13 protein-coding genes are annotated in these 16,190 nt (G+C 61.9%); 3 read left to right on the top strand and 10 right to left on the bottom strand.

Annotation, left to right across the window (positions count from 1 at the left end):
- Positions 1–395: 395 nt before the first annotated feature.
- The 5 genes from ACPEH0_RS14595 to ACPEH0_RS14575 form a co-directional block, all read right to left on the bottom strand.
- Positions 396–1,151, bottom strand: a complete 756-nt coding sequence (locus ACPEH0_RS14595) for a PP2C family serine/threonine-protein phosphatase (RefSeq protein WP_366214727.1) — start codon at positions 1,149–1,151, stop codon at positions 396–398.
- Position 1,152: 1 nt separating this feature from the next.
- Positions 1,153–1,839, bottom strand: coding sequence for a vWA domain-containing protein (locus ACPEH0_RS14590; RefSeq protein WP_366214726.1), 687 nt, complete (start codon positions 1,837–1,839; stop codon positions 1,153–1,155).
- A 36-nt stretch (positions 1,840–1,875) separates the two neighbouring features.
- Positions 1,876–4,587, bottom strand: coding sequence for a CFI-box-CTERM domain-containing protein (locus ACPEH0_RS14585; RefSeq protein ID WP_366214725.1), 2,712 nt, complete (start codon positions 4,585–4,587; stop codon positions 1,876–1,878).
- 13 nt (positions 4,588–4,600) lie between these two features.
- Complete coding sequence (locus tag ACPEH0_RS14580) at positions 4,601–4,888, bottom strand: hypothetical protein (RefSeq protein ID WP_366214724.1); 288 nt, start codon at positions 4,886–4,888, stop codon at positions 4,601–4,603.
- 442 nt (positions 4,889–5,330) lie between these two features.
- Complete coding sequence (locus tag ACPEH0_RS14575; protein WP_366214723.1) at positions 5,331–6,065, bottom strand: hypothetical protein; 735 nt, start codon at positions 6,063–6,065, stop codon at positions 5,331–5,333.
- 1,122 nt (positions 6,066–7,187) lie between these two features.
- Here ACPEH0_RS14575 and ACPEH0_RS14570 point away from each other — a divergent pair.
- Complete coding sequence (locus tag ACPEH0_RS14570) at positions 7,188–7,376, top strand: hypothetical protein (protein WP_366214721.1); 189 nt, start codon at positions 7,188–7,190, stop codon at positions 7,374–7,376.
- A gap of 50 nt (positions 7,377–7,426) precedes the next feature.
- Here ACPEH0_RS14570 and ACPEH0_RS14565 read toward each other — a convergent pair whose 3' ends face one another.
- The 3 genes from ACPEH0_RS14565 to ACPEH0_RS14555 all read right to left on the bottom strand — a co-directional run bounded on the left by ACPEH0_RS14565 (position 7,427) and on the right by ACPEH0_RS14555 (position 9,237).
- Positions 7,427–7,936 carry a hypothetical protein gene (locus tag ACPEH0_RS14565; RefSeq protein WP_366214720.1) on the bottom strand — a complete coding sequence of 170 codons (510 nt, stop codon included), beginning with the start codon at positions 7,934–7,936 and terminating at the stop codon, positions 7,427–7,429.
- A 4-nt stretch (positions 7,937–7,940) separates the two neighbouring features.
- Complete coding sequence (locus ACPEH0_RS14560; protein ID WP_366214719.1) at positions 7,941–8,321, bottom strand: hypothetical protein; 381 nt, start codon at positions 8,319–8,321, stop codon at positions 7,941–7,943.
- A 121-nt stretch (positions 8,322–8,442) separates the two neighbouring features.
- Complete coding sequence (locus tag ACPEH0_RS14555; protein WP_366214718.1) at positions 8,443–9,237, bottom strand: TIGR04255 family protein; 795 nt, start codon at positions 9,235–9,237, stop codon at positions 8,443–8,445.
- Between the two features lie 207 nt (positions 9,238–9,444).
- Between ACPEH0_RS14555 and ACPEH0_RS14550 the strand changes: the two genes are divergently transcribed.
- Both ACPEH0_RS14550 and ACPEH0_RS14545 read left to right on the top strand, forming a co-directional pair.
- On the top strand, positions 9,445–12,045 hold the full coding sequence (locus ACPEH0_RS14550; protein ID WP_366214717.1) for an AAA family ATPase: 2,601 nt from the start codon (positions 9,445–9,447) through the stop codon (positions 12,043–12,045).
- Positions 12,042–13,106 carry a hypothetical protein gene (locus ACPEH0_RS14545; RefSeq protein ID WP_366214716.1) on the top strand — a complete coding sequence of 355 codons (1,065 nt, stop codon included), beginning with the start codon at positions 12,042–12,044 and terminating at the stop codon, positions 13,104–13,106. Before ACPEH0_RS14550 ends, ACPEH0_RS14545 begins: the two co-directional genes overlap by 4 nt.
- Before the next feature lie 149 nt (positions 13,107–13,255).
- On the opposite strand, the gene ACPEH0_RS14540 is transcribed toward ACPEH0_RS14545, so the two are convergent.
- Both ACPEH0_RS14540 and ACPEH0_RS14535 read right to left on the bottom strand, forming a co-directional pair.
- Positions 13,256–15,922, bottom strand: a complete 2,667-nt coding sequence (locus ACPEH0_RS14540; RefSeq protein WP_366214715.1) for a hypothetical protein — start codon at positions 15,920–15,922, stop codon at positions 13,256–13,258.
- A partial coding sequence (locus ACPEH0_RS14535) for a hypothetical protein (protein WP_366214714.1) occupies positions 15,919–16,190 on the bottom strand: 272 nt, incomplete at its 5' end. The genes ACPEH0_RS14540 and ACPEH0_RS14535, both read right to left, overlap by 4 nt.

The following is a 16,190-nucleotide window of genomic DNA, read 5'->3' as shown; positions in this document are numbered from 1 at the left end:
GAGCGACCGCGACAACGTCCTCGCGGAACTCTCTGGGATAGGGACCGGGCATGATGACATCCTCCCCGCCAGCGCCTCCCGGCACTAACGATCAGCTGTCACCGATTCGTTCCTCACGCCCAAGCTGACCCCAGAAACGTCTACTGAAGAGGGGGACGTACCCGCCGGCCGAAGCTGCACTACTCATCCATCTCGTCCTCGTGTTCGCACCAGTGGTCACCGTCGTGGCCAGCCGGCAGGCGACAGAACACGCCGCCAAACTTCCGTCGGCCGTGCGGGAAATAGAGCGCATTGCACCACTCAACCGAATCTGTCACGGACTCCCCAATCTCACGTCCACTCGATGCTCGACGGTCGCATGGCTCCACGACGGCCATACGTCCGAGACCAACGCCTCATCGGGCCGCCGGCAACTCACGAGCCAGTACCGCCAGGCTGCAGTCATCCTTCGTCGCGTTCCTGATGGTCGTGCCCAACAGGCGCCGAATCTGGAGTCTGGAGACCGGAACGGAGAGCCCCCCGCCGGCGCCAAGCAAGTTGATCATTTTCCGGCACGCGGTCGCTAGCTGCTGCGTCTTCTGGTGGTAGAGGCTGGTCTCGGCTCCGTCGCTCATCAACACGAAGCCGGCTACTTCAGCTGTTGACCCACGGAGGAGCCTCATCGACGCGACAGCGGCTTCGGAGGTCACAAAGGTGGTTTGGTTTGCTATCTCCACGTTGTCAGGAGCGGAGACGACCTTGAGCACTCCGGTTTTCAAGTACCCAATGACGCCATCACCCACGTGCACAGCGATGAACCGATCTCCGCACACCGCTACGGCTAGGAATGTAGAGGCGAGATCCCGAACTTCGCATCGCTGCCGCCTCGCCGTCTGATCCAGTCGTTGGCGTAGCTGGTGGACGATCTCTCGCTTGACCTGTGCGCCGTCGTCTCGAGAGTTGAGTTCGTGGAAGCGTTCAACGAGCAACCTGGAACCTTCACGCACTACCGCTTGAGCTCCATACTCAGACCTGGCAGCCGACCCAGCCCCGTCGGCAAGGCACACAACCTGGACACCGGAGCGCGCTAGGTAGGCCGTCCGGTCTTGGCAGGGCTTTCCTTCGGCGGTGTGTCCACGACCGCGAACCTGATGATGGAACTCGCGGAACAACCTAGAGTTCCGCCCAACCAGCGAGGCCCTCCAGGTCGAGCTTTGGTGCCGCCGCCCCGGGGCTCGACCGGGACACTCGGGACACCGACTTTGATAGCCACTCGAAGAACTCCTTGAAGCTCAGGCCTTGGAGTCGGAGGGGAGGCTTCGACGGACTGAAGCGGGCGAGAACGTTCATGTCGGCGTTCGCGCCGATCCCAATTGGAAAGATCGTCAGCTTCTTGTTCCCGATAAGGTCTGTCACTCGCTGCACTGCCCGCTCAAGCTCTGCTGCGCTTCCGTTTGGTGCGCCATCCGTCATGAGGACGAGCCAAGGCTGGTAGTAGAGAACACCGTTGTCCGAGTAGACCCGCTTGCGTGCGTCGAGGGTGTCGAGGGCGAGATTCACTCCTTCGCCCATTGAGGTGCCACCCGTCGCGCGAATGGAACTGATCCGCTGGACCCGGTCTACGCTCGCGAATTCCTGGATGACCTTCGCACCCGAGTTGAACTCGATGATGGAAACTTCGGCGGCATCGTGTGCATCGTCATCGTCGTTGATGGCGTCGTAGAACTGATTCACGCCATTGATCAGTTCGAGAATCGGAGCGCCGTCCATCGACCCACTCGTGTCTATGCATAGCGCGACAGGCACTCTCGGGGTCGGGTTCTCAATTAGGTCGTCTGTTCCGATGTCGAGCTTCGCCATGAGGGCTCCGTTCTTGTTGCCAGTCGAGGTAGGGGGTTAGTTGTCCGTGTACGGAGTGTCGGAGTAGCCGATCCGCTGCAGGCGACTCACAAGTCTGTTCAGGATTGCTTTCACAGGAACCGCAAACACACGCCTGGTTCCCAACACTGCGACGAGCCTCGGGCTCACGACGTAATAGGCGCGAATGAATGCGCGACCCGAAGCCGATGAACTCAATGCCGAGTCCCGCCACCGACGCAGGACCCAGACGGGCCCACAGTCGTATGAGCCGTAGACGGCGGTCGCAAGATAGCAACCTCCCGACTTCTTCTCATCGGTGGAATCCGAGGATGTGGAACTCGAGGTCGTGGCCGGCGAGTTCCTAGAGGACGTCGGCAACGGAACACACTCGGGCGGATAGGTGTATCCGTAGCCCTGCTTATGGGTTGTTGGGACCGTCTTCCCAAGGCGCTGATGCCACGCGACGTTCCCACGGCTGATGAAGGGCTTGCCGCACCGCGTACAGAGTCGTCCGGGATCGAGTTCGGCGTTATGCTTTTCCTTCGCTGCCGACTCTGCTCTCGCGCGCGCGGCTCGCTCCACGTCTTCCTGGTGGCATTCGGCGCACCGCCCATATGTCAGAGAGGACTTCTTGAACTTGAGGCCACAGTCCTTGCAGGCAACTGGAGCGCATCGGTCGCACAGCCCGTCTGTGAGGTATCGCTTCGGTATGGCTCGGCCGCAGTCATCGCACTCACCCTGATTGCAGTCGTAGCACCGACCCTCGATCAGCGACGACTTCGGCTTCTCCTGCCCACACTGCGCACAGTGGGCGAAGTTGCGCTTTCGGTTACAGTCCCAGCAGACTCCATCCCTGAGGGACGACTTCGGCTTGCCGCAGTCGTTGCACCTGGGAAGCCTTGCGCGGCACTCGCTGCAAAGCTTGGGAGTCGCGTACTTGCCGGTCTCTCCGTTGTATATGCCGACCATCGACTTGCCACACTCGGCGCAATCGTAGATGGGGGTGGTCCTCGCCATCGCCTTGAAGCGGGTCGGATAGACATCACTCGACATCGGGTCGAAGTTCTCAGGACCTCGAAGCCAGCGCCGGTAGTTTCGGAATGCCTCAAGCCACTCGGCGTCAGTGGGTCGGTCGCGGTAGCGACTGCCTTCACGGTGGAAGGTGTTCCAGAACAGTCCCTTAACCGTCGGCTCGATGTGACTCCACATGTACTTCCAGTTGCCAGCGGGCTGATCCTGATTCGAGTACTCCTTGTATTGGAAGGCGAAGTTGCCGTCCTTGATCAGTCGGACGATGTCGCCGTCTGATCCGGAGCGGGCATAGGGGAACTGGCCCGTGATCAGGATCATGAAGGCCATAGTCGCGATGGCAAAGTTTTCGTGCTCGAGCGTGCGCAGGAAGTCGGGGTAACGCAGCCCTATCACTTCTGGAGCACTAAACATCTCGGTTCCCACCGGGCAGGGGAAGCCTTCGATCTGCCACGAGTCAGCATCAATGATCCAGATCTGCTTGTTGGCGTCGACCTGCAGATTCTTCGGATTGATGTCACCGAGAATGATGTTCAAGGAGTGAAGGTAGGCGACCTTCTCGAGAAACCCGATTGCCACCTCCACGAGATCCGACTTTGTCCACGTTGGGAACTCTGCCTTGAACCGTCGAGGGCTGAAGAGGGCCTTCGAGAATTCTCGACCAGAGGCTCTCGGCATCGCGTAACCGACGAACTCCCCGTGTGTATTGTTGGCGACCGCCTGCGGGAAGCAGATACCTTCTGCAGTCAGATCGCGGGACACCAAGAGTTCGATCTTCGCTCGACGATGTGTGGTTATGTTCGACGCGTCGAAGATCTTCACGACAGCGGTGTCGGATATCGAGTAAACGCTGCCTTCACCGCCCTCTCCAAGCTTCTCGCCGAGGCGAACGACCGTGCTCTCGCCGAGTGTGGTGAGGACTACCTCATCGCCTTCGCCAGGCACATCAATCACAGCGAGCACCTCATCCGGACCCATGAAGGTCGCGGTTGAGGAGAACGGGGCCCCGTGCGGCGCGGCCGCCGCGGGCGCATTCACCGCGGGGATCGATTCGGGCTCGTCGGACGCGATTGCCCCGAAGTACTCCGCGAACTCGCTGAGCGCTACCTCCAGGGTGGCGACCTCGAGGTGGTCCTTCGCGTTCTCCCGCCCTTCGGCGATGCGCTTCTGAATCCGGCGCAACTTTGCGAGTCCCCGCTCATAGAGCGCCTGGGGTGGAGAGCACTCGATCATGCCTTCAGTCGTTAGTCGCCCCGCAACGATCCAAGCGTTGCGTCGGACACCCAATGCATTGATCCTCAGAGAAAGCGTGATGTCGTTGGTGACCAGCGCCATCGCGTACTTGCCTGCGTAAGCGTCAAACAAATCGACGAAGAGATCATCCGCGTAGGGATTCGAGCCGTCGCCGAGGTTTGTCCGAACGAGGCCTCGTTGAGTCGCTGCCTCTAGAAAGTCCAGCGCGTTCGCTGCCTTCTTGATCGCCTCGGCGCGCTCCTCGTCTTCGCCCGACGGATCCGCCTGGCTCTGCTTGGCCAACTCAGACATGACCTTCGTAGGAACAACAACCGGGCTTCCGCCGGATCGAACCCTCTCATCGATGCGCAGAAAAAGCTGCTGTAGCCCGCCCTTTCGTGTTCGGTCGGTGTCCATGAAGACGTTGGTGTCAATGAACAGCCTCGCATCTGGACCGACCAAGTCTGCTGGATCGAATTCGAGCAATTGCTCAGTAGCGCTACTCATCGAACCGAACGCCGCTCTGGAAAGACGGGCTTCGCGATACGGGCGCCTCGTCTCCAAAGGTGACGTTGCTGACGAACCGCACGCTGACCTCTGGATCTCCCGTAAAGTCGCGGCTACGAATCACCTCGGCCTCGAATACGATCCGCGGGGTGCGCGGGTCAGACTCATCCGGAGCAACGTTGAAGGTCACGGCCCGTACCGCATCCTCGCCGGTCGCATCCGCCGACGCGGAGTGCTGTTCCAGGGCGGCTGAGAGAATCGACTGGAGATCGTCAGGCACCCCCAAGAGCTGCGACAGAAATGACGACGGCGAGTACGAAGGCGAAAACCTCGTGGGGTAGGAGTTGCTGCCAGAACCGGCCTGCCTCGGTGATCCGCCAGACGAAGAGCGACCTATCGCTTGACTCGCCCTGCCCATCGAGTAGTACTTGCCGTCGTAGTTGCCATGCGCCTTGAGCGCCGCGATCTGTCGACCCGTGGCCGGACGAGACCAGCGCGCCGAACTTCCTTTGCCCATCTCGCAACCCCAAACCTGTCGGGCAGACCCCATGATGCTTCACTGTAGCGGCGGTGCGGGACGTTGCCCTCTCCCGTGGTTGGCTCCCGCGATCGAGCCTGTTCGCGCACTCCAACCGCCGGCGTGCTGATGTTGGGAATGTCGACGCAACTCTGCAACAAAGCTCATGGATTACTCGATCACAGGGAAGACGGCTTCGTCGCTGTCACGATGACTCAGCGATTCGTAATCCCACCGCGCGTAGATCCGCAGGTGCCAGGTTGATGTCTCGTTCCGAGACGGTCTTCAACGACGCCAAGCTGATTCCATCCGCTGAGCCCACGAGCTCGGCGACATCATCACCGGCGCTACTCACCTCTGCGAAGAGCTCTGGCACGTCGAAATCATCGGTCGTCGTCGTGAACGCCATCACCACTCGATATGGAGTCCCAGCGGGGAGCTCTTCCAGAGTCGTGGCCACGTAGATCCAGGAGATGTGCTTGCCAGCGACCTTGAGAATCTTTTCGATGCCTCGACGAGCAGGCTCGAGGCGACGATTGAACTCGTCAGCGAATGCCGGTCGTGCATACCTGGCCGCCAACCAGGATGCCAACATCCGGCGCTGCGGTTCGGCGATGGTGAATTCCGGCATCATGCGGGTGAGAATGGTGCGGTCGACGGTGAAGATCTCGCCGTCCCGGGCCTCGTCGCGCTCCGTCCCAAGCTCCATCTGGAGCCGCCGCGGGTTCTTGCCGAAGGTGAGGTTGCCGTCGACGACGTCAACCGTGTGCAACTGGATGAGTTGCACGGACTGATCACGTTCAAGACTCGCGGACACTACCTCGCACGGGTGCGACACCACCATCCAGGAGTCGCCATCCTCAAGCCCGTGATCGCCGACGTCGCCATCAATCCTTAGGAGGGAGCCCTGCGTCCAGCCCGCCTCGCGGATCGATTCCACACCACCCACAAGCGAACCTCAAAGCTCGGGAGCCAGGGGGCGGCCCGTGGCGATGTCGAATTCTCCTTCGGGCCTTGCCGCGAGGCCAAGCTCCTCTGCGAGGACAAGCAATCCTTCGGAGCGAGTCTCGTCGACCGGTCCCGCGGCGGCCTGCTCGCGCAAGTTCAAGTCAATTTCCGCGCCCCATAGGTGCGCCTCACGCAGCGCCGACCTGAGATCCACCCCGGGCGCGACTTCGGACGTCAAGGTCGGTGTGTTCCGACCTACGCCGAGCTCACTCCAAGTGTCGGCCAAAGCTAGAACCTGCTGTACTCGCGCCAGTCGAGCGGGCGCAGGAGTGGAGCCGTCTCCTTGAGTCAGGAGTAGATCGTCGGTCGCTCGACACCCAACACCGCAGCCAGATCAGTAACCGACAGGCCGAATGCCAACCTGATCCTGTTCACCATTGACGAGATCGGGGCATTCGGCTTGACCACCGGGCTCTCAACGCCCCCAACCACGCCCCCCCGACCTCGCCGGCGGATGGGCCGGCGGCCCCGTCCTTACGATGGCAGTCGTACCGCTTCACATCCTTGAAGTACAGACTCGACGCTTCGGAGCGGCCTCGAGGCTGTCGAGCAACGGAAGGGCTCTCGTCGTCGCGCGCGCACAAAGCGGGCTAGAGCAGGGACGCGAGGCCGAGCATGACTACTTCGTCGACCTCATACACAAGGCCCCGCTTGATGACCTCGGGCCTTTCGGTAGCCGATCAATCGTCACCGAACTGATCGACTTCACTTCTCACTCGCGTCCCGCAACGGAGCTTGCAGCTCCGCTGGATTTGGAACGACCTCGAAAAGGTGAGACTCGCGACCGGTACGCGCCCAAGATTCGACTGAAGCTAGCTGGCGCAAGCGTGCGTGAGTCAGCGTGGTGGCGGCACACTTAGCTGGCACAAAATGTCCAGATGGACACATCGTGGACATTTCATCTGCGAAATGGCCTGTCGGATCCCGGTTGACTTTGCGTGAAATGCCCCCGTACCGCGCTACATTGCGAGCGGATCGAAGCTCGCTGCGCACACCTAGATTGCGAATTCCTACGTCGTCAACCGCACGACCCAGTTTCACTACGATCGATCCCATGAAGCGACGCGTGCAGATTTCGACGGTGCCTGGAGTGGGCGGTGTCGCCGCGACTATCGGCTATGTGGTCCGTGCTGACGGAACCGAGGTGAATCACATGCTGGTTGAAGCTATCCACGCGGACACTCGCCGACCAGTGTCGAACGAACAACTCGAAGCCGTCCGTCGATTTCTCGGGGTTGGTTGACGATCCTCTCACTGGCACCCGCCAGACCCGGGCGACGCAACGTCATCACCTCAGGGGGTGACCAACGGATTGAAGACAGTCCGCGCGAGGGTGCCCACCGCTGTCGTGCGGGCCGACCTCGTGTAGCCCTCAGCCAGTGTGATCAGCGCATGTGCCACTTGCCAGCGTTGAGGATTGGGATCACTTGCGGGGTAAGCGTCAGGAGCGACATCGAATGGCTGCCGCTCTTCCCCCGCACTGTCGGGGTGGACCAGGTCCCGAATCGCATCAACTGCAGCCTCAGCGAGCTTCCGGTGCTTGGGATGGAGCATCACCGCACGGTCCAGTTCAGCCTCACGTAGTATCTGGTCTCGCCCAACGGAACAGCCATCATCGCTGAAGCCCGTTAGCGCCCCGCTCTTGAGGCGATACCGAGTTACCCCGCCCTCGTCGACCGAAACGACGTCTCGAATATCCTCGTTGTCGGGATTGAAGCGTCGAAGCACATCGTCAGTGTTCGGCACGAAGAACAGCGTGCCGTGATCACGCGGGAGTGTGACCAGTTCGTCCGGGAAGCCCACTCTGCTAACTCGATCGGACGCTGTTCCGAACGCCGCGATTCATTCGGTCAATCAAGTCGCGAGCGAGCCCTAGGAGGCTCTCGTCGACCATCCGCGCATTGAACTCGCGCCGAAAGAGCATCTGGCAGTCCTCATCCAGAGCCCAGAGCACGTTCGTTCCATCAACACCGCAGTTGAGGATAAGCGACCGACCATCGACAAGCCATTCCGTCTCAATGCCACCATCACCGTCGATACCCACCTGAGGGGTCGCAGCGTCGCTCTTCACGAGACTTTGCAGAGCAAGCAACGTGTTGACCGCAGCGAGTTCTGAGACACCCCGCTCACGCAGGGCGTCCAGTCGCGTCGCGGCATAGTCGAGAAGCGCGTCCCGGCCCTCACTCACCTCCGCAGATTGCGCGGTGCTGGACGAGACGGCGCGTGACGCAGTCCTTTGCGTCACGGGCCGAGAGTCCCAGCCGAAGAGGCCTCGCGAGATCCCTGTCGGCCGATCAAGTGTCAGAGCGCTACTCACCCGCTACCCCCCAGTTCGCATGCATTGACTCGGTCGTGAAGGCAACGAATGCTTGACGAGATACATTCCTGGCCTCATCCAGGACTGCAAGCATCGATGCATCTTCAGAGATCGCCGTAGGAAAGAACTTAGTAGATACCGTGAGCTGAATCTCGGCAACCCCGTTGATGACGGCTGGCTCGGTCGAGATAGACAGCTGACCGGGCGCGGCACTCTCCGAATGGTGAACGTTCCGAATCTCCTGAAATCGCACGACAAGGGGCTCGCCCGGAAGCGGCGTCGTTGGCTCGCGAAGCACCGAGAACACGGTCTCTGCACTCCCCTCCGTGGCAATCCGATTGATATAGGTGAACTCCGCGACCGTCAATGAGACATCTGCGCCCGGATGAATCGATCGGAGAAACCGGCGCAGGCCGCTGAGCAATCCCGCGAACTTGTCACGAAGAACGGCGTAGCGCGGGTACTCGCTGCCTTCATTTACCTTTCGCCAGTTCAGAAGAAGACGATCCCTCTGTAACTGGATGAGGAAGTGACCTGACTGCTCGATGAGCCAAAGGCGAACGGGGGGAACCCCACTGCCAAAGTGGATGCCTGGGCCGCCCGCTCCTGGCGCGACGGCGGTCGAAGGGTCGAGCGCCGGCTGCTCCTGCACGATCGGAAACTCAGCCCGCCATTCATCAGTCAACATCGCGAGATCGATGATGCTCAGCGGCAAGGGATTGAACTCGATCCCTATGACTGCTTCTCGAACGGGTGGGTTCTCAAACTCCACGTGGTCGTCCGTCACATCGCAATCGTAGCCACTGACACCGCGACCGAAGGCAAGGCGCTACGCAGTTTCTTGCCTGGAGCCGAACGGACCCCTCCGGCACCACAGTTGGGCGCGGTAGTCGGATCGAGAGCATTCTGGCTCAACCTGCGTCGGCGAGTGTCCAGGCCTTGAGCGCAGGATTCGCGTCCAGCCGCCATGCGTGCGTATCAATAGACTGCCCCCGTGGATGACCACATTGAAGACGAGGACGAACTCGCTGATCAGTTGGACCCTCGGCGGGTTGCGATGCTGCTGCTCGACTCCGTGCGTGGGGGTGAGTCTCTTGAGGCCGCGCTGGATGCTGCCTGCGAGCTAGTGCATCGCACATGGGAGTATGACGACGATCGGCTCTTGTACTTTCCACCGCGTAGTGACGACAAGGGTTCTTCGCTTCGATCAATCAGCCCGGCGGGTGCGAAGAAGCTCGCAGAAGCGGTCAGACGATACGTTCCACGCGGCCAGTACGGGCATTGGCTCGTCTTCGAGGCGCTCCTACAGTTGCGGAGCGAGCGTCTGTCCAGGGCTGGCCTCAGCCACGCGAGTAGCACGCAGGTCGAGGAACTGATGGCCGCACTCGTCGGGCCTGGGCAGCGGCTGCTGGATCCTGCGTGCGGATTGGGCGGGACGCTAATCGCGGCAGAGCGAAAGCACCCGCGCAACGTTGTATGGGGAGTGGACATCGACGACGACATCGCGTCCCTCACCGTGATGCGTATGGCGCTTCTTGGTGTGCATGGGAGCGTTGCAACGTTCGACTTCCTGGAAGGCGCCCCTGCGGGAACCAACACGGTCATCAGTGGAGACTTTCCTGAGGAATGGGACGCGATCGTCGCTGAGCCGCCAATGGGGACGAAGGTACGTGCGCTGGACTCATCGCTACGGCCGCGCACGGTCGACGGCGACGCTCACTGGCTTTCTGTGATCGCAGGTGCGCTCGCGCCCGCGGGCCGCGCGGTCGTCTTGCTGCCAGCGTCATTCTCCTCGCGAGGAAGCTCCCGACATGTGCGTGCTGAGCTCCTCGTGGATGGGCGTGTGGAAGCTGTCATCGCTCTCCCTTCGCGCAGTGTTCTCAACACGTCGATCCAGACGCATCTCTGGGTCGTCACCGGGAAGGGGACCCCACCTCGCGAGAAGGTGCTGCTCGTGAACGGCGCAGCTGCGATGGTGGGGGACGAGGGCGGCAATGACAGTGGTCTGAACAGAGTGATCTCCGTTTGCAATGACTGGCTGGAAACACACGAAGATCCAACGGATGATGGTTGGCTCGCGCGGGCTTTCCCGGTCGTTGACCTCCTCCCTGACGCGGACACGAACCCGACACGTCACCTCGTGCCGCCTCCTAAGCGCGAGAAGCCCCGGCCGGAATCGCCCGGCCACCTGTTCACCGAGCTTCGCATCGCGGGCTTCAAGAGCATCGACCGCGCTACTCGTGTACCGCTTCGCCCCCTCACGCTCGTCTACGGCAAGAACTCCTCGGGGAAGTCGTCGATCCTCCAGTCGCTATTGCTCCTCCGCCAATCCGTTTCCCACGAGTCAGTCCGCCCGAATGGCGAGTTCACCCAACTGGGCGCCTACGCCGGCATGGTCCACGGGCAGGATGAGCACCGCGACATGCAGATCGGCGTGTCGTTCGCTTCCGGCGGCCTACTCGACAGCCCCATCGCCCTGCCGAACCCGGAAGACATCCGGTCCCTTGACCTGACCCTGGGCAGCGATATCGACGGGCGAGGAATTCGCGTGATCAGGGCACTCCTGTCACTAGGCAAGGTGTCGTTCGCCTGGGATCAAGACGACGGCGACGACAGTCGCTTCGTCATGTCCGCCGACGACATCGCGCGGGTAGTCGACTTCGCCTACAGCGCCGAAGCTGTCTACCCGCCCCGCCCGACACCATCCGACCAACAAGGCAAGCGCGTGCGAGCCGCGCTTAGGTCTGCCGGAATCGACCAGGTAAGAGCATCGAAGGACGGACTACTGCCTGGCTCCGTCTCAGTTGACACACTTGACGAGCTCTCGTTCCGTACGGCCGACGCGACTCGACCTCGCCTTGCAGACGCGGCGCTCCGAACGGCGACAGGACTGACCCACGCCATCTCGGTCGAGACCAAAAACATCCTCGGACGGATGTCGTACCTCGGCCCACTCCGTCAAGCGCCTGAACGAATCAGCGCGCGTTCCTCCGCCGCCGCTGGGCTGGACGTTCCTTTCTTTTTGCTCGACAACACTTCCGAGCGCCAGCAAGCATCCGAGTACTTGCAACGCTTGGGCGTTCAATACGAGCTCGACGCGATCCTTGTCTCGGACCATTACGACCGTCGAATCCTGGGCGACGCCGCAGCGGTAGTCCTCACCGACAAGCGTTCTGGCGTGAGGCTCAGTCCCGCGGATGTCGGGTTCGGAATATCGCAGGTGCTTCCGATCGTCGTTGAACTATCCGCCCGTACTAACTCCGTGATAATCGTCGAGCAACCCGAGATTCACCTTCACCCAGCAATGCAGGCGGACCTCGCTGATCTCGTCATCGAATCGATCCAGCCCGGCGGTCGGGCAAATCAGGTTGTCCTCGAAACGCACAGCGAGAACCTCATGCTGCGGGTACAGCGTCGAATTCGAGAAGGCATTCTCGACGCGGGCGATGTCGCCGTGATCTATGTCGACCAAGACCCAGAGGGGCGTGCGGTCGTCCGCGAGCTACGGATCGATGAGGCTGGAGAGTTCATCGACGAATGGCCCAACGGATTCTTCGTGGAACGCTTCGACGAGGTGTTCGGGGACCTGGCGTGATCGCCGAGATGGGGATCGCGCCCCTTGCGCTCCTAGATATCTCCGCGCAGACACAGCGCCTTACTGCGCGGTCGATGTGGAACAGCTGGTTAGAGGTGGTCCGAGCCCATGGATCGTTGGTGTTTGCGTCGGATGACGATTTCGACTTAATGAAGGAGTTGCTCGCCGGGGCCGACCTCACACCCGACGAGAAGAAGCGCTGGACGGAGATGCTGGTCTTCCTAAAGGACAACCATCGCTTCCGAATCGCCAAGCCTGGACTCCGGCGGCACCTCGACGAAATCGGCTCACCAAGCGAGATCTCTGCCGTTCGAGATCGATTGCCGCTCGTCGCCGTGCTGGCACGGGAGGCATTCGAGCGCCTGTACCCCGACAGCGAAGACGGCGTAAGTGCGATCGACGACAACACATCGGCGTCCATCACGGGCACCGTCGAGACAGCACCGGTCATGCAAAATGTGTCGGCGATTGCGCGCAAAGAACGCTACCCTGCGGGAGCCGAACGCGACGCAATCTGGCGAGAGCTGTTCCAGGACCTGACGGCGAAGACAAAGCGAGTCACCATCGTCGACCGATACGCATTCGCGGAGCTCCTCCGACGGCAGGAAAGGCGGACTCACCACACACAAGCTGAACATCTCGGCTGGCTCTTCCGTCGGATCGACCGATACGCGCCCCCCGGCTCAAGAGTCCAGCTATACACCCAACTCGCATACACGCCAGAGGGTCAACAGACAGTGTTGGACCTTGAGCGGCTACTCCGCGATGCGTGGATCCCTGCAAGTACAGGAAGCCTCCGCGCCGTCGACATAGTCGCGGTCAGATGGGAGATTGACAAGCACCCGCATAACCGTCACATCCGTTTTGGCGACTCATGGGGATTCAAACTCGAAGAAGGCCTCGACCGGCTAAGTCGACCAGCCGTTCGCGATCCAGACGGCTTCAATTACAGCTTCATGTGGCGCAAAGAGCACCTCGACCGTTTCAAGGCACGTGAACGTCTAGTCCAGAATGACGCGTCCGCTCAACGAACCACCTGGACGATTAGGTCGCACGACTAGATATCGATGAGCAACTCCAGGCGCTGCGCAGTCGCGTATCTGAGGTCGAGCACAAGCGCCCTCGAATAACGCAACAGGTCTGATCGCGGCCGCCATCTGGCCAGTTCCACTGCGAACTGGCTACTAGAGAGCGGCTGCCGCTTCCCCGCTCAAGAGGAGCCGAGTGGCGGGGCGGGATCGCTGATTCCCAACTCCGCGAGTGCGGTGATCGCCTGAGCATCTGTTCCCGCACGGCCCAGGTCCGGCTTCTGACCGCGTCGCACTTCGCCCTCGATCACACTGGGGGTCATGAGCCCGCGCAGTTGATGGTGCCTGTACCAGTAGGTCCCATTGCGCCGCGGGGTAACGCGGATGAAGTGCGGCTCGTTCCACACGACGAGAGCCCAGTATCCGTCGAGGTTGCTGACCCAGACCCCCAGACCGGGTCGCGTCTCGACATCGGCAATCAGTGTGAGCGCACGGTGTTCGGTCTGTTTCTCGGTGAGGTTCGCGACGAGGTGGAGAAGGTTCAGCGCTGGACGCTCGACACGGAGCGTGGTGTCGTCCAGGAGCAGACGTCGTTCGAGTTCCCCGAGATGATCGGCATCTGCGGCGTCTCCGATGAGGTGCCGGGCGTCGGAGACGGTTTCCTCAAGGTCACGTGGGTCGATCAGTCCGTCAAGATAGGCCGCGATCTCCTCCTCCGAGGCGTCCACAATCAGGTCGGCGACGTGTGTTCGCAGGTGCTGGTAAGCCGTCAGTTCCGCTTCTGCGCCTCGGGTCGCGGCACGGTGAACGAGAGTGAGCGCGACGGCGGCAAGGCTACCGATGCGTGTCCGCAGGGCAGGTGGTGGCGCGGGCCGGCCCACCGGGTTGGGTGCGCGAAGCGACTGCGCGATCAAGTCGATCGTCCACAGCGGCTCGGCGTCGTGGGCGTCCCAGTTGTTGAGGAGCCACAGGCGCAGTGTGATCCTCAGCAGGAGCAGTCGGTAGGCGGCATCGAGCTGCGGGGCGATTCCGGCTGCTTGCGTGCACCACCGCCGACGCCGTCGACGCGCCGTGATGGAACTGTGCGCGTGGTCGACGGCAACGACCGGTTCGTCATCTTCCGCATCCTGAGATTCGGTGTCGACCGCGGGCGCCTCCCGGTCATGTTCGGGAGCCACGTCGGGGTCGCCGGGCAGCGCCCAGTCGGTCCAGTCTGGGGCTTCGGCGTCTGGGGCGGGAATCGGGGGGAGGCCCAGCGTAAAGGCGCCCAAATGTCGGCCGAGCCGAGTAGTGAGGTCGTCCTGCAGCCACAGCCAGGTGTTTTCTCGCCCGTGCACACGAGTTTCACCACGCGGCGACGTGACCGGCGCGTCGGAGGGTGCGGGGACGCGGTGAACGGCGAGTTCCGTGGTCAGAGTGTGCAATTCGTCGTAGATGGACTGCAAGAAGGCTGGGTCGTCTCCCCATAAGTCGGATGGGAGCGTCGCGGCCACCTTGCTCGTGACGGGGTGTTCGTTGGGACGCCGCAACGCTGTCGCCGGTTCAGTGACGAAGGTGACCGTAGACCGCCGCGTAACTCCTTCTGCGTCGGCGAACGCGAGTCGGACCCGGTCTCCTCCGGAGTACGAACCAGACAACTCAACGCTGGTTTGCCGTGCCGTGGCGGTCGCGATCGCGCGCCACAAGTCCGGGGTGTTGTAGTCGGAGAGTTCGATCGTCACGTCAGTGGTGACCCGTGCGATCCGGAGCGCGAGGGTACTGTCCTGGACGACGGCCTCCGTGATGATCGGGGTGCCCCCGCCGCCCTCTCCCGGAACTCGGCCGACGCGAGTTGGCAGCGCGGATGGTTGCGGCGCCTCGTCGCCCGCGGGGAACAGTGTGAGCGGAGTAGATCCGACGACTGCGATCTCGAAGTTGCCGTAAGGGACTGGTCTGAGCAGCGCCATTCGTGACACGTTCGGGCTGCCGGTGAGCGAGGCCCGCGAGCCATCGCTGCACCATTCGATCAGCTTCCCGTGCCGATACCGCGTCTCCTCATCGATGATCACGGCGACGTCTGGTGCTCTCGTAGTGGTCGCATAGGCGGTGAGGACCCGATGTAAGGCGTCCGAGTTCACGACGGTGCGTCCCGGTTGCACTGCGACCCGCACCCGGCGCGGCTGAAGCCTTTGCAGTACCCGCTCGAGAGCCGCACTGTCGTCGTCGTGGAACGCGGCGGTCACCAAGACCTCATCGACGGGTTCGTCGGGTAGCGCGTCCAGGAGCGGACCTTGCCACGAGGCGTACAACCTGTGCCCAGTGTCCTCAATCATGGTGGTCCTGTCGAGGAGATCAGACAGTTGGTCGACCGTGCGGGCGATCGCGTCTCCGGACAAAGGATCGACCTCGGGGCGGGCACGGAGGGTGACGAGAAGGTCCCGGAGATCGACCATCGCGGTCGGAGCGGCGTCGAGGTTCGCCTTCAGAACGGTCGCGAGCTCCGCGTTAGATTGCCAGCCCGCCATCCCGAGGTTCCCCGATCCGACGACAGCGACCGCTCGTCGCGGCCCGACGATCATGCTGAGCTTCGGGTGAAACGCACCGCTGGTCGCGACCATGCCGACGTGGTACCGGCGACCCGCACTGGTGACCGCGCGTACGTCCGGCTGCCACATGTCAGCATCCGCGAGGACAGTGACGCGGGCGCCCGCCCGCCGGCAAATCTCCAGGAGGCGCGCTTCGAGGAAAGAAAGGTCCGCGTTGAACGTGAGGAACAACGCCTCGACCGCTTGACCGTCGGCGTGCTCTACCTCGTCTGCAAAGTACCGCAGCGGAACAATCGGCCCCGTCGGGGTTCCGACGAGATTCATCGCTGAACGCCAAGCTGTGCGACGTGCCACCGTCCGTCGATGAATTGCGTCAAACCCGCTCCGACGAGGATCCTGGCGATCGCGTTCCACCGGAACCAGGTGTCGAAGGACGGTTCATCGCGCTCTTTGACGACGATCCCATCGCGAATGAAGAGACCTTGCGGAAGTTCGAATGTCGGCGGCGGGTGAATCCTGGTCACTTTCGGCGCTCGAAAAGTGAACGGTTGCGGGCAGTCTAGCCAGGGGTCTCGTCGGTGGTGGTGCGAAT

It is taken from the genome of Microbacterium sp. NPDC079356, assembly GCF_049545465.1.
GTDB classification, from domain to species: domain Bacteria; phylum Actinomycetota; class Actinomycetes; order Actinomycetales; family Microbacteriaceae; genus Microbacterium; species Microbacterium gawkjiense.
The sequence above is the reverse complement of the archived record's forward strand: the minus strand, read 5'-3'. Positions and strand labels throughout refer to the sequence as shown.

Bases quoted from the DNA above. Each gene is read 5' to 3' on its own strand.
- ACPEH0_RS14540 (WP_366214715.1), bottom strand. From the start codon at position 15,922: ATGAATCTCGTCGGAACCCCGACGGGGCCGATTGTTCCGCTGCGGTAC.
- ACPEH0_RS14570 (WP_366214721.1), top strand. From the start codon at position 7,188: ATGAAGCGACGCGTGCAGATTTCGACGGTGCCTGGAGTGGGCGGTGTC.
- ACPEH0_RS14590 (WP_366214726.1), bottom strand. From the start codon at position 1,839: ATGGCGAAGCTCGACATCGGAACAGACGACCTAATTGAGAACCCGACC.